The sequence below is a fragment of the Kineococcus anabasis genome (assembly GCF_054590795.1).
In genome coordinates this window covers 1-13,321 of sequence record NZ_BAAIHU010000008.1, presented here as the reverse complement: position 1 = coordinate 13,321, position 13,321 = coordinate 1, and the positions used below count along the sequence as shown (strand labels likewise).

Sequence of the window (13,321 nt, the reverse complement as noted above, 5' to 3'; positions counted from 1 at the left end):
CCTCGCGCAGGGGCCGCTCAGGCGCGCCGCAGCGGTTCCCGCCGCCCCCACGTGGCGCAGCGCCACAACCACTCCAGCGGCCCCTGGCGGAACCGGCGCAGCCACAGGACCGACAGGACCCACTGCACGGCCAGGACACCCACGGCGACGAGCAGCAGCTCCGTCCAGGACCGGCTGTGCGACAGGTCCAGCACGTGCCCGGCCAGGACCACCACGGGCGTCGCGGCGACGTAGTTCGTCAGCGCCGTCCGGCCCAGCGGGGTGAACAGCGCCCGCAGGAACCCGCGCAACGGCGTGCGCAGCAGCACCAGCACGCCGCTGACGTAGGCGCCGGCCAGGAGGAACCCGGCGACGGCGGAGGAGGCGGTGAAACCCGAGCCCGCCAGGTCCTGCAGCTGCCACGCCAGGGCGGGCACCGACGCCGCCGCGAACCCCGCGAACAGCAGCAGCGGGATCCCGGTGGAGTCCTCGACCCGGGCCACCACCCCGTAGCGCACGAGCGCCGAGCCGAGCAGGAACACCCCCGGGACCAGGGCGACGCCGCCACCGGTGGTCAGCGCCGCCGGGACCAGGACGGCGGCGCCCAGGGCCACCGTCCACCGCGGCAGCCACGTCGAGGGCAGCAGCACCAGCAGGCCGATGACGGCGTAGAACACCAGCGCCTCCCCCGGGTGCCAGAACTGGTGCAGCACCCCCAGCGGCAGCAGGACGAGCAGCCGCCGCAGCAGCACCACCCGCGGCCGCGCGCTCCGCCGGGCGGCGGAGGCGAGGAACAGGGAGAAGCCCGCGCCGAACAGCAGGGCGAACACCGGGTGGAACCGCTGCTGCACCAGGAGCTGCAGCCAGCCGCCGGCGTCGTCCAGCGTGGGCGGCCCGTGCGGTACGTCGTACCCGAAGTGCGCCACCGGTCCGATGTTGACCAGGAGGATCCCGCACAGCGCGAACCCGCGCAGCACGTCCAGGGCGGCCAGACGCGCGCCGGGCGGGGCCGTGGCGGTGGCGGTGGCGGTGGCGGCGGGCGTGGGTGGTGCGGCGCGCTCGATCGGCATGCCCCCACCGTGTCCGGACCGCAGGGCCGCGCGGATCGGCCGGGTGGCCGGCCCGGGACCGCCGGGGTGGCCGTTCGGCCAGGGCGGAGCCGACCGGCCGCGCTCAGCCGCCGCCCACCTCGCCGCTCTCCCACGCCCAGGCGGCGACCTCGACGCGGTTGCGGGCACCGAGCTTGGTCTGGACGCTGCCGAGGTGCGCCTTGACGGTGCCCAGGGACACGAACAGCTCGCCGGCCACCTCGTTGTTCGTCAGGCCGCGGGCGACGAGGCGCACCACGTCCAGCTCCCGCGGCGTCAGCGGCTCGGCGGGGGCCCGGGCGGTCGTGGGCGCCGGCGCCGTCAGCCGCTGCAGGAGGCGGACGGTCACGGCGGGGCTGATCAGCGACTCCCCGGCCGCCGCGGCGCGCACCGCCTCGACGAGCAGCGCGGGCCCGGCGTCCTTGAGCAGGAACCCGGCGGCGCCGTTGCGCAGGGCCGCGTAGACGTACTCGTCCAGATCGAAGGTGGTGACCACGACGACCCGGACCGGGTCGGCCACGGCCGGGCCGGCGAGCAGCCGCGTGACCTCCAGCCCGTCCAGGCGCGGCATGCGGATGTCCAGCAGCGCCACGTCCGGGCGCAGCCGGCGCGCGGCCTCCAACGCCTCCACGCCGTCGGCGCACGAGGCGACGACCTCGATGCCCGGCTGGGCGTCGAGGATCATCGCGAAACCGGCCCGCACCATCTCCTGGTCGTCGGCCACGAGCACCCTGGTCGTCACCGCTGCACCCTCCCCCCCGGCACGGGGACCGCGGCCCGCACGCACCACCCGCCGCCGGGTGCCGGCCCGGCGGCCAGCGTGCCGCCGAGGGCCGTCACCCGCTCACGCATCCCCACGATCCCGAACCCGCCGCCCGGGACCCCGCCCTCCCCCGGGCCCGTCCGGCCGCGGGTGCTGGCCACCCGCACGACCACCTCCCCCGTCCGCCGGGTCACCTCCACGTCCACCCGCGCGGCGCCGCGGGCGTGCCGGGCGACGTTCGTGAGGCTCTCCTGCACCACCCGGTACACGGCCGCCTGCACCTCCACCGGCAGGTCCGCGGCGTCCTCCGCGCCGTCCGGCAGGCCCGTCAGCCGGACCTCCTCCGCCGACCCCGAGCCGCGGAAGCGCCGCACCAGGTCGGCCAGGTCGGACAGCCCGGGCGTCGGCAGCCGCGCGGCGCCCCCCTCCGGGACGGCACCGGGACCCGCGCGCAGCACCCCGACGAGCCGCCGCATCGACGTCAGCGCCTCGGTCCCCGCGGTCTCGATGGACGCCAGCGCCGCGCCCACCGCGGGGGGCACCGCCGCCGGGTCGGAGCCGGCCACGGCGCGGGCCGCCTGGGTGGCCACGACGATGCCCGTGACGTGGTGGGCGACGACGTCGTGCAGCTCCCGGGCGATCTCCTCCCGCTCCGCGACGCGCACCTGCTCCACGGCGACGCGGCGCTGCTGGTCGGCGCTCCTGAGCGCCGAGGCGACCGCGACCATGACGGCGACGACGGCGAGGGCGAGGGTGGACAGGAGGGGCGTGTCCGGGCTCCACGTGCGCAGGGGCAGCGCCAGCAGCGCCACGACCAGGGCACCGGTGAGCACCCGGTCCCGCCGGCCGGCGGCCCGGCGCCAGCGCGAGACCAGCAGCAGGAGCAGGACGGCGGTCTCCACGAGGCCGAAGGAGGCGGCGGGGGCGGCGGCGGCCAGCACCGCGCTCCCGGCGCAGGAGAGGACCACCGCGGCGGCCGTGGCCGCGTCCCGGCCGCCCTCGCCGCCGTGCAGCAGCGCCGCGGCGGCGAGGGCGGTGACGGCCAGGAAGAGGAGCGCCGGCCACTGTGCGGACACCACCACCACGTCGACCAGGGCGAGCAGGGCCAGCAGGAGCGCCGTCAGGACCGTAAGCGCCCTGCGGCGCCCCGCGCGCGCCCGCACCCGTGTCCCCACCGGCCCCATCATCCCCGCCCCGCCGGATCAGTCGGCGGTGGAGGCCGGGTCGGCCGACACCCGGGCCAGCAGCGGGCGGCTGGCGGCGGAGGCCACGCGCACACCCAGCAGGCCGAGGGCCGTGCAGCCGACGAGCAGGAGGAACCCGGACACGTCGACGCCCCCGCCGCCCAGGCCCAGGCGGGTCAGCGGCGCGGCCGCCACCACCCCGGTCACGGTGGAGCCCACCGCCAGCAGCACCAGCGGCAGCTGCGTCTCCAGCAGCCGGGCCCGGTCCAGGACCCGCAGCGGGACCCCGACCAGCGCGAGCTGGCGGTAGGTGCGGCGCCGGTCCAGCACCGAGGCCGCCGAGGTGATCCCCGCCGAGGCCATCGCGACGAGGAAGGAGACCGCCAGGACCAGCACGGACGCGGCCCGGAAGTCCGTGGCGAACCGGACCTCCCCGATCACGACGTCCCGGCCGGTCGCGGCGACGGACGCCGGTGCCACGCGTCCCACGACGGTGCGCGCCACCTCCAGGTCCCGCTCGGGGCCGGCCACCGTCACCGCGACGAAGCCGGCCGGCCCGGCGCGGGTGTCGAGGAACAGCAGCGCCCCGCGGTCGGTGCCGGGGCCTTGCACGTCCGCGTCGACGCCGGCGGCGGCCAGCTCGGTGCGCAGCCGGTCGGCCGTGGCGCCGGCGGTCGCGGCGGGCAGCGCGACGTCGAGCCGGTCGGCGCCCCCCCAGACGAGCTCACCGGAGCCGGTGGGGAAGAGCGCGAGGGTGCCGGCGACGAACCCGGTCATCGCCACCGACCCGACGACGCGCCACGTGCCGCGCGGGTCGTCCAGCATCCGGCGCCCCGCCAGCAGCGCCGGGGCGCCGGACGCCCGGTGCACGACGACACGCCCCAGGACGCCGACGACCCAGGGCCCGACCACCGCAAGGGCCGCGAAGACCGCGGCGAACAGGCCGACCAGGGCCGTCGTCGAGGGGTTCCCCGACTCGGAGTACCGCAGGAAGCCGACGAGCAGCGCCACGGGGACCAGCACCCGGACGAGGCCCGGCCGGCGCGGTGCGTGCCCGGCGGCCACCCCGAGCGGGCTCGCCAGCACCCGGCGCAGCGCCGACACGGCGCTGCCCACGGCCAGCGCGACCACCCCCACGACGACCGCCGCCAGCAGGAGCGGCGGGGGCACCAGGTCGGCGGCGTACCAGCGGCCACCGGCGACCGGCACCTGCGCCACCACGGGCACCAGCAGCAGGGCCCCCACCACGCCCACCAGCGCACCGGCCGCCGCCGGGAGCGCCGACTCCACCGCTGTCATGGTCACGACCTGGCGCGGGCTCGCCCCGGCCAGGCGCAGCGCCGCCAGCCGCTGGTCGCGGCGCGCCAGGCCCAGTCGCGCAGCGGCCCCGGCCAGCACGAGCAGGGGGACGACGAGGAGCGTGACCGCCACGACGGCCAGCGACAGGTACTGCGCGGCCGGGCCGTCCGGCAGCCGGGTCCCGGTGAGGTCCTCGACGGGCACCGGCCCGGTCCAGGTGCCGGCGCTGCGCTGGTCCCGCCAGGCCGGCGCCGTCACCGCCGCGTCGCCCGGGGCTCGGCCCACGACGGCGACGAGCTCCTCCGGGAAGGCCAGCGCGTCCCCGCCGAGCTCACCGGCGACCGGCCCGAACCGCGTGCCCAGCTCCGCCGGGCGCTCGCGCACCAGCTCCGCCAGGGCGGGGGACAGGTACGCCTGCCCGGGGGCGGGGAAGGCGGCCAGGCCGGGCACGGCGGGCGGTGTGCCCGCACCGGTGGCGGCGAGGTCGACGACCACCACCTGCCTCCCGTCGTGGGCGCTCGTCGTCGTGCGCTGCACCGCCGGCGCTCCAGCGGGGGAGTCCGCGGCCAGGGGCGTGCGCCACTGCGTGCGGTCGGCGCGGGCGTCCAGCCCCACCAGGGTGCCGGCGCACAGCAGGAGCAGCAGCGTGGTCGCGGCGAACCCGGCGCCGGCGAGCGCGGCGGTGGCCAGGCCCCGGCGGCCGCCTGCGCGCAGCAGCCGCCACGACAGGCCCGCGGCGCTCACCGTGCGGCCCCGGCGCGCGGCCCGGGCGCGCGGACCGCGCCCGGGCGCCTGCCACGGTCCCCACCACGGTCCCCGCCACGGTTGCCGCCGGGGTGCTCGCCCGGCGCGGCGCGCCCGTCCCGCACCAGGACCGTCCGGTCGCACCACGCCGCGATGTCGGGGTCGTGGGTGACGAGGACCAGCGCGGCACCGGCGGCGTGCGTGGCGCCGCGCAGCACCTCCATCACCTCGGCGCTGGTGGCCGAGTCCAGCGCACCGGTCGGCTCGTCCGCGAAGACGACCGACGCCCCGGTGACCAGGGCGCGGGCGATCGCCACCCGCTGCGCCTGGCCGCCCGACAGCTCACCGGGGCGCCGGCCCCCCAGACCGGTCAGGCCCAGGGGCTGCAGCCAGGTGCGGGCCCGGGCGACGGCGTCGCGGACGTCCCGCCCCGCCAGCAGCAGGGGTAGGGCGATGTTCTCCTCGGCGGGCAGCTCGGGCAGCAGCTGCCCGGACTGGAACACGAACCCGTAGCGCGTGCGCCGCAGCTCGCTGCGCCGGGCCTCGCCCCAGCCCTGCACGGGGACGCCGTCCAGCAGGACCCGCCCCGAGTCCGGTCGCACGATGCCCGCCAGGCAGTGCAGCAGCGACGTCTTGCCCGAGCCGGAGGGCCCCATCACGGCGACGGACTCCCCGGCCGCCACCGCCAGCGAGGCGCCGTCCAGGGCCGTCGTCGGGCCGTACCGCTTGGTCAGCGCCTCACCGGCCAGCACCGGTGGCGGGGACGGGGTTCGCGTGCTCGTCATGCCGCCACCCTCCGCCGACGCGGCCCGGGCGGACCTCGGCCGCACGACCACGGGGCGCACCGCGGCCTCGGCCGATCGGCCAGGGTCGCGCCCGCGATCCCGCCCACACCACCGCGGCGCCCCGCGCGGCGGCGCCCCCCACGAGGCCCTGGTGCAGGGCGCCGCCCCCAGCAGGTGCCTGTCGGGCAGGTGCAGCAGGCGTGCGCTCGTCGCGGGGGATCCTCGCGCAGGGCCCGCTCAGGCGTCCCGCAGGTACTGGTCCGCCCACGCGCTGATGATCCGGGCCGCCCGCCGGGCCTGACCCGGGGCGAGGAGCAGGTGGTCGGAACCCTCCAGGGCCACGAAGCTGCGCGGGTGGGGGGCCGCCCGGAAGATCTCGCTGGCGTTGTCGATGCTCACGGTGGCGTCGGTGGGCGAGTGCATGACGAGCAGCGGCACCCGCAGCGCCTGGACCTCCCGGCGCAGGTCGGCCCGCCGCACGTCCTCGACGAAGCCGCGCTTCAGCGTGAGCGCCCGCCCGCCCACCGGCCACTGCGCGTGGCCCTCCGCCATCACCCTCTCCACCAGCGCGTCGTAGTGGTGTTCCACGTGCCGCGGTTCCGCCGGCGCCGCGATGCTGACCACCGCCTCCAGGCCGGCGACCCGGCCCGCCGCGGCGAGGACGGCGGCGCCCCCGAAGGAGTGCCCGACCAGCAGGGCGGCCGGGGTCCCGCGCTCCGCCATGAACTCCGCCGCCCGCACGGTGTCGTCGACCTTGTGCGTGAAGGAGCCGTCGCCCCAGTCGCCCTCGGAGTCGCCGAGCCCGAGGTTGTCGAAGCGGAGCATGCCGATGCCCTCGGCGGCCAGCCCGCGGCAGATCCGGGCCGCGGCGGGGGAGTCCTTGCCCAGGGTGAACCCGTGGGCGAAGACGCCCCAGCCGCGCACCGGGCCCTCGGGCACGTCGAGCCGCCCCGCGAGCAGGGGCCCCGCCGAACTGCGGAACGACACGCGCTCGCCCATCGACCCGTCCTCCCGACCTCCGCCGCACCTGGCGTCCACCCTGCCACGGAGGGGGCGCCGGGGTCCGGCCGCGCACCCCGGCCTCCGCCTACAGTTGCCCCGTGCCGCCGCGGCAGCCCGGCCTCGCCGGTCTCGACGCCTGGGTCCGCTCGCACCCGGGCGTCCTCGACGCCGTCCTCGCCGTGGCGTTCGCCGTCGTGCTGCTGCCCTCCTCCGCGACGCTCGTGTGGTCCGCGACGTGGCCGTCCCCGCCGCGGGCGGCGCTGCTGGCGCTGCTGCTGCTGGCGCACGCCGCGGTGGCCGCGAGCCGCCGCTCCCCGCGGGCGGCGTTCGCGGTCTGCAACGCCGTGATGCTGGTGCTCGCGCTGACCCCCGACCTGCGGGGGGAGGGCACCGGGGGGCTGGCCTCGCAGGCGGTGCCGCCGGTGCTGCTGCCGAGCTGCGCGGTCTACCTCGTCGTCCTGCACGCCGTCGCGCAGACCCGCCCGCCGTGGCCGGCGCGCGCCCTCGGGGTGGCGCTGGCGGGTGCGGCGCTGGTGACGGCGCGGCTGTGGGTGGACACCGACTGGATCACCGGGTCGGGGTCGGCGGACGGCTGGGGGTGGCGGCTGTTCGTGGTCCTCGGCCTCGTCGCCGCCGTCCTCGCCCCGTGGGGCCTGGGCCGGTTCCGGGCGGTGCGCGCCGCGTACGTCGAGGCACTGGAGGAGCGGGCGCGCCGCGCCGAGCGGGAGCAGGAGCGCCGCGCGGAGCAGGCCGTCCTCGCCGAGCGCGCCCGCATCGCCCGGGAGATGCACGACGTCGTGGCCCACTCCCTCGCGGTCATCGTGCGGCAGGCGGAGGGCGGCCGGCTCATCGCCGCGAAGGACCCCCAGCGCGCGGCGCACGTGCTGTCGGCGGTCGCGGGCGCGGGGCGGGAGGCGCTGGCCGACATGCGCACCGCACTGGGGGCGCTGCACCCGGGGGAGGAGCCCGCGGACGCCCCGCAGCCCACCGCCGGGGACGTGCCGGCGCTGGTGGAGCGGGTCCGCGCGGCGGGGCTGCCGGTGGACCTCGCCGTCACCGGGGAGGCGGCCGACCTGGACCGGGTCGTGTCCCTGGCGGCGTACCGGGTGGTGCAGGAGGCGCTGACGAACGTCGTCAAGCACGCCGGGGCGGGTGCCGCGGCGCGGGTGCACGTGCGGTGGGGCGCGGGGGAGGTGCGGGTGGAGGTCACCGACGACGGCACCGGCGCCCCGGGCCGGGGCGGGGACGCGGGCCGCGACGGGGACGCGGAGCGGGACGGGGACACCGAGCGGGACGGGGACGCGGGGCCGGGGCGGGGGCTGCTGGGGATGCGGGAGCGGGTCGCCCTCGCCGGTGGGCGGCTGGAGGCCGGTCCCGCCGGCGGCGGGGGTTTCCACGTCGCGGCGGACCTGCCCACGCGCGGACCCGGCACGGCGGAACCCGGTGCGGCGGCCCCCGGCACGGCAGGATCGGCACCGTGATCCGGGTGGTGCTGGTCGACGACCAGGAGCTGGTCCGCACGGGCCTGGCGATGGTCGTGGACTCCCAGGACGACATGCGCATCGTGGCGGAGGCCGCGGACGGCGCGCAGGCCCTCGACGTCGTCGCCGCCACCCCCGCCGACATCGTGCTCATGGACGTGCGGATGCCGCGCCTGGACGGGGTGGAGGCCACCCGCCGCCTCGTGGCCCGCCACCCCTCGGGCCCGCGGGTGGTGGTCCTGACGACGTACGACCTCGACGAGCACGTGTTCGCGGCGCTCAAGGCGGGCGCCAGCGGCTTCCTCCTCAAGGACGCCACCGCCGAGGACGTGCTCGCCGCGATCCGCGCCGTGCACGAGGGGGACGCCGTCCTCGCGCCCTCGGCGACGCGGCGCCTGCTCGCGCGGGTCGCCGACGCCCTGCCCGGCCCCCGCGGCGGCCCGGACCCGCTGGAGCGCCTCACGCCCCGCGAGCGCGACATCCTCGCCGAGGTCGCCACCGGCGACAGCAACGCCGAGATCGCGGCGAGGCTGCACCTGTCGGAGGCGACGGTGAAGACCCACGTGGGGCGGCTGCTGGCCAAGCTCGGCCTGCGCGACCGCGTGCAGGCGGTGGTGCTCGCCTACGAGAGCGGCCTGGTGCGCCCGGGCTCCTGAGAGCCCGCCCCGCGTCCTGCGTCCCGCCCCCGCGCCCCGCCCTGCCCCTGGGGGCGCACCCGCGTACTCCCGCAGGCGTACGCGGGCGCCCTCCCAGGGCGACGACCGGCGCGCCGGCGAGGTGGAGCCTCGGTCCCGGACGCACCGCCCGGGTGCCGCCACGAGGGGAGACCGAGGACGATGACGATGCTCCTGGAGAGGCCGAGACGGGCGGTCACCGGCCCCCTGGACCGCGTGCTGGTCCCCGCCGCCGCCTGGTCGCTGGCGAGCACGGGGCTCGGGCTGGCGTGGCTGCTGGGCGCCCCGGGCAACCCCGCCGACCCGGCCGTGGACGACGCGGTGGACCTGTCCGCGCTCGGGATGCTGGGCCCGCAGGGCGGGGCGGCGCTGCTGACCGGGCTCGGGGTGCTCGGGGCCCTGCTGGCGCTGGGCTTCACGGTGCTCACCCCCGGCGGGCACCTGCACCGGGCGGCGACCGCCGGCGCGGGTGTCCTGGCGGGGGTGCTCGCCGTGGGCCTGCCGGACTACCGGCTGCTCGCCGCGGTGGGGTACACGCCGGTGCTGGCCGTGCTGCGGCTGGCGGGGCGGGACCCCGGCGTGCAGGTGTGGACGTGGCCGGTGGTGCACATGGCGCTGCTCACCCTCGCGGGGCTGGCGTGGGTGGCGGTCGCGGTGGTCGCGGCCCGGCGCGACGCGTACGCGTGCGCGGCGTGCGGCAGGGCACCGGGGCAGCCGTCGTGGCGCTCGGCGCGGGCCGCGGCGCGCTGGGGCCGCTGGGCGGTGGCCGTCGCGGTCGTCGTGCCCGTCGGGTACGCCGTCACCCGCATCGCGTGGGCGCTGGGGTTCCCGCTGGGCGTCTCCCGGGACCTGCTCGACCTGCTGGGCGAGGCGGTGTGGTTCGGTGCGGGGCTCGGGGTGCTGGCTCTCGGCGGGGCGGTGCTGACGGTGGGGCTGGTGCGGCCGTGGGGCGAGGTGTTCCCACGGTGGGTGCCGGGGCTGCGGGGGCGCCGGGTCCCGGTGGCCGCGGCGGTGGTGCCCGCGGCCGTGGTCGCACTCCTGGTGACGTCCGCCGGGGTGATGCTCACGCGGATGGTGCTCACCGGGCGGTTCGGGGAGGAGCTGCCCGGCGCGGACGCGGACGTCATGGCGTGGCTGCCGGAGCTGTTCTGGCCGCTGTGGGGTCTGGCGCTGGCGGCCGCGGCGTACGCGTACTGGCTGCGCCGGCGCGGCACCTGCGCGCGCTGCGGGGGTGCCTCGTGAGCGGCTGGCACTGGGTGTGGCGCCCCTCGGTCCCGGCGCCGCTGTGGAACCGGGCGGCGCGCAGGAGGCCGGGCTGCCGCTGCGCCGGGTGCCGCCGCCACCGCGGGGTGCGGGGCGCGGGCTCCCAGGTCCCGCCGACCACCCGGTCGCGGCCGGAGCGCCTGGCCTCGTGAAGCACCCGGTCGGCCTCCGCCTCCCCGCCGTGCGCCGGCCCGGTGGCCGCGGTGCGTCCCGTCCTCGGCGCTCCCGCCGTCCGGTCACCCGGAACGCTTGACCTTGACGTCGCGTCAACTCCTAGCGTCGTGGGTGCCGGTGCGGAACACCGGCGGGGGACCACGGGAGGAACCACGTGCTCTGGTCGATCCAGGAGCTGGCCCGCGCGGCGGGCGTGTCCAGCAGGACCCTGCGCCACTACGGGGCGCTCGGCCTGCTGCCGCCCACCACCACGGGCGCCAACGGCTACCGGTACTACGACCAGGACGCGCTGGTGCGCCTCCAGCGGATCCTCCTGCTGCGCGACCTCGGTCTCGGCCTGCGGGCCGTGGGCGAGGTCCTGGACGGCGAGCGCGACGCCCCCGCGGCGCTGCGCAGCCACCTGGAGCTGCTGGAACAGGAGCAGCAGCGCCTCGCGCGGCGGATCGAGTCGGTGCGGACGACGCTCCGCAAGGTGGAAGGAGGTGAACCCCTCGTGGCACAGGAGGTCTTCGACGGGTTCGACCACGCACAGCACGAGCAGGAGGTCACCGAGCGCTGGGGCCGCGAGGCGTGGCAGCGCGGCGACGAGTGGTGGCGCTCGCTGACGGAGGAGGAGAAGCGGGCGTTCCAGCGGCGGCACCTCGACATCGCCGCGGACTTCGGGCGCGCGAAGCTGGCCGGGCTGGCCCCGGACGGCGAGGAGGTGCAGGCGATCACGCGGCGCCTGCACGACTGGCTGACGACCACCCAGCCGGAGGTCCCGGCGGAGTGGTTCACCGGCCTGGGGCAGATGTACGTGGACGACGACCGGTTCCGCGCGAACTACGACGTGCACGCACCGCGGACCGCGGAGCTGATCCGCGACGCGATGGCCGTCTACGCCTCGCGGCACCTCGCCTGAGCCCGCCGCCCGCCCGTCTCCGGGTCCGGGCGGCCCAGGAGGGCTCCTCTCCCGCCCGTCTCCGGGTTCGGGCGCTCCGGGACGCTTCCTCTCCCGCCCATCTCCGGGTTCGGGCGCTCCGGGACGCTTCCTCTCCCGCCCGTCTCCGGGTTCGGGCGGCCCGGGGGGGCTGCGGGAGCGCCCGAGCCCGGAGACGGGCGGAGAGGGGGAGGAGGGCGGGGCAGGGGCGCGGGAGGAGGGCGGGTCCGGGGGTGGTGTGGATGTTCTGGGCGGAGTCCCGCCCCGGGCTCAGCGGCGGCGTGCAGCAGCCGAACGGTCGCTTATGGTGACGCGCGTGCCGAGATCGCAGCCCTCCCCGGGAGGGACCTCCGCCGGGCGCGACGCCGACGTCCCCGGCGCCGGTCTGCGAGCGCGCGGCCGGCACGCCACCCACGAGCACGGCCTGGGCTACCGGCTGCTGCGGGCCGCCGGCATCGGCACCCTCGCCGTCGCCCTCGTCGGCGCGGCGGGCGGGGCGTACGCCTGGTACCGGCTCGAGGGCAACATCGCCTCCCGCGACCTCAGCCGCTTCATCGGCGCGGCGCCCTCGGACGAGGCGACCGAGGACCCCGCGACGGGCCGCAAGCCGCTGAACGTCCTCGTCATGGGCAGCGACACCCGCGACCTCGCCGACGGCACGGGCGGGCAGTACGGCGGTGCCGCCGCGGACCCCGGGGCCCGCTCGGACACCACCGTCCTGGTGCACCTGTCGGCGGACCGGAGGAGCGCGGCGGTGGTGAGCATCCCGCGCGACTCCCTCGTGCAGATCCCGACGTGCACGCGGGAGGACGGCACCCCCGTGGAGGGCCGCCGCTGGATGTTCAACGACGCGTTCTCCGAGGCCGGGCCCGCCTGCACGGTGCGCACCGTGCAGAGCGTCACGGGTGTGCGGGTGGACCACTGGGCGGTCGTGGACTTCAGCGGGTTCCGCTCCATGATCGACGCCCTCGGCGGCGTGGACATCTGCCTGCCGAAGGCGGTCGACGACAGGCGGGCGAACCTGCACCTGCCCGCCGGCCGGCGCGAGGTCGACGGGGAGACGGCGCTGGCGTACGCGCGGCTGCGCTACATCGGCGACGGCTCCGACCTCAGCCGCATCGACCGCCAGCAGGCGCTGATGTCGTCGATGGTCCAGAAGGTCACCAGCTCCGACATGCTCCTGCGCCCGGACCGGCTGTACGGCTTCCTCGACGCGGCCACGAAGTCCGTGACGACCGACCCGGAGCTGGCGAGCCTGAACTACCTGCGCGAGCTGGCGATGAGCGTGCAGAGGATGCCGCCCGGGGCCGTGCAGTTCATCACCGTCCCCAACGCGCCCGACACCCGGGACCCGAACCGGGTGGCGTGGACGCCCGCGGCGGACGAGCTGTGGAAGCAGATCCGCACCGACTCCCGCATCGGCGCCCCGCCCGCACCGGCGCCGGGCACGAGGCCGTCGGTGTCCTCCGCGCTGACCGTGCCGCCGGAGCGGATCTCCGTGGAGGTCCTCAACGTCGGGGGGGAGCAGGGCGCCGCGCGCAAGGCGGCCGACGCCCTCGCGGCCCTCGGCTTCGGCGTCAGCGGCACCGGCGACGGGGAGCCGACGGGCTCGCCGTCGGGGGTCCTCGTGCGCTACGGCCCGGACCGGGCGGACAGCGCGGCCACCGTCACGGCCGCCTTCCCCGGCGCGACCAGCAGGCTCGACGCGGCCCTGGGGAGGAAGGTCGTGGTGGAGGTCGGCACGGGCGCCCCGGCGCCGGTGGACGTCCGTCCCCGCCTCACCGGCGGCGCGGCACCGGCCTCCCCGGGCGCGAAGGCGCCGGCGGCCCCCACGCCGGCTCCCACGATCGAGGCGCGCCTGGCGACGGAGGACATCTGCGCCTGACCCGGCCCCGGCCTGGCCTGGTGCTGCCTGGTGCCGGCCTCACCTGGTGCTCCCCTCGGGCGGGGACGTCCCGCGGGCGCC

The 13,321-nt window shown here is 78.2% G+C and carries 11 protein-coding genes; 5 read left to right on the top strand and 6 right to left on the bottom strand.

Annotated elements, in window-relative coordinates:
* Nucleotides 1-17: 17 nt before the first annotated feature.
* From ACYQBY_RS13625 to ACYQBY_RS13600, 6 genes are all read right to left on the bottom strand, one after another.
* Nucleotides 18-1,049, bottom strand: a complete 1,032-nt coding sequence (locus ACYQBY_RS13625; protein ID WP_459644414.1) for a DUF418 domain-containing protein — start codon at nt 1,047-1,049, stop codon at nt 18-20.
* Nucleotides 1,050-1,152: 103 nt separating this feature from the next.
* Nucleotides 1,153-1,809 carry a response regulator gene (locus ACYQBY_RS13620; protein WP_459644413.1) on the bottom strand — a complete coding sequence of 219 codons (657 nt, stop codon included), beginning with the start codon at nt 1,807-1,809 and terminating at the stop codon, nt 1,153-1,155.
* Nucleotides 1,806-3,005, bottom strand: coding sequence for a sensor histidine kinase (locus tag ACYQBY_RS13615; protein ID WP_459644412.1), 1,200 nt, complete (start codon nt 3,003-3,005; stop codon nt 1,806-1,808). The genes ACYQBY_RS13620 and ACYQBY_RS13615 overlap by 4 nt, the downstream gene beginning before the upstream one ends.
* 27 nt (nt 3,006-3,032) lie before the next feature.
* Entirely contained in the window at nt 3,033-5,057 is a 2,025-nt protein-coding gene (locus ACYQBY_RS13610) for an FtsX-like permease family protein (protein ID WP_459644411.1), read from the bottom strand.
* A complete protein-coding gene (locus ACYQBY_RS13605; protein ID WP_459644410.1) occupies nt 5,054-5,842 on the bottom strand; it encodes an ABC transporter ATP-binding protein in 789 nt (262 codons plus the stop codon). The genes ACYQBY_RS13610 and ACYQBY_RS13605 overlap by 4 nt, the downstream gene beginning before the upstream one ends.
* Before the next feature lie 237 nt (nt 5,843-6,079).
* Nucleotides 6,080-6,841 carry an alpha/beta hydrolase family protein gene (locus tag ACYQBY_RS13600; RefSeq protein WP_459644409.1) on the bottom strand — a complete coding sequence of 254 codons (762 nt, stop codon included), beginning with the start codon at nt 6,839-6,841 and terminating at the stop codon, nt 6,080-6,082.
* A gap of 101 nt (nt 6,842-6,942) precedes the next feature.
* Here ACYQBY_RS13600 and ACYQBY_RS13595 point away from each other — a divergent pair, with 101 nt between their 5' ends.
* The 5 genes from ACYQBY_RS13595 to ACYQBY_RS13575 all read left to right on the top strand — a co-directional run bounded on the left by ACYQBY_RS13595 (nt 6,943) and on the right by ACYQBY_RS13575 (nt 13,240).
* Nucleotides 6,943-8,325 (top strand): sensor histidine kinase, encoded by a 1,383-nt coding sequence (locus ACYQBY_RS13595; protein ID WP_459644408.1) that lies wholly within the window; start codon nt 6,943-6,945, stop codon nt 8,323-8,325.
* Between the two features lie 50 nt (nt 8,326-8,375).
* Nucleotides 8,376-8,981, top strand: a complete 606-nt coding sequence (locus ACYQBY_RS13590) for a response regulator (protein WP_459644594.1) — start codon at nt 8,376-8,378, stop codon at nt 8,979-8,981.
* 180 nt (nt 8,982-9,161) lie between these two features.
* Nucleotides 9,162-10,241: a hypothetical protein gene (locus ACYQBY_RS13585; RefSeq protein WP_459644407.1), complete on the top strand. Its 1,080-nt coding sequence runs from the start codon at nt 9,162-9,164 to the stop codon at nt 10,239-10,241.
* 349 nt (nt 10,242-10,590) lie between these two features.
* Nucleotides 10,591-11,337, top strand: a complete 747-nt coding sequence (locus ACYQBY_RS13580) for a MerR family transcriptional regulator (protein WP_459644406.1) — start codon at nt 10,591-10,593, stop codon at nt 11,335-11,337.
* Between the two features lie 334 nt (nt 11,338-11,671).
* Nucleotides 11,672-13,240, top strand: a complete 1,569-nt coding sequence (locus ACYQBY_RS13575) for an LCP family protein (protein ID WP_459644405.1) — start codon at nt 11,672-11,674, stop codon at nt 13,238-13,240.
* Nucleotides 13,241-13,321: the final 81 nt, after the last annotated feature.

What these genes read in the sequence shown, in the direction of transcription:
- ACYQBY_RS13605 (WP_459644410.1), bottom strand. Translation starts at nt 5,842, where the DNA reads ATGACGAGCACGCGAACCCCGTCCCCGCCACCGGTGCTGGCCGGTGAG.
- ACYQBY_RS13585 (WP_459644407.1), top strand. Translation starts at nt 9,162, where the DNA reads ATGACGATGCTCCTGGAGAGGCCGAGACGGGCGGTCACCGGCCCCCTG.
- ACYQBY_RS13625 (WP_459644414.1), bottom strand. Translation starts at nt 1,049, where the DNA reads ATGCCGATCGAGCGCGCCGCACCACCCACGCCCGCCGCCACCGCCACC.
- ACYQBY_RS13590 (WP_459644594.1), top strand. Translation starts at nt 8,376, where the DNA reads ATGGTCGTGGACTCCCAGGACGACATGCGCATCGTGGCGGAGGCCGCG.
- ACYQBY_RS13600 (WP_459644409.1), bottom strand. Translation starts at nt 6,841, where the DNA reads ATGGGCGAGCGCGTGTCGTTCCGCAGTTCGGCGGGGCCCCTGCTCGCG.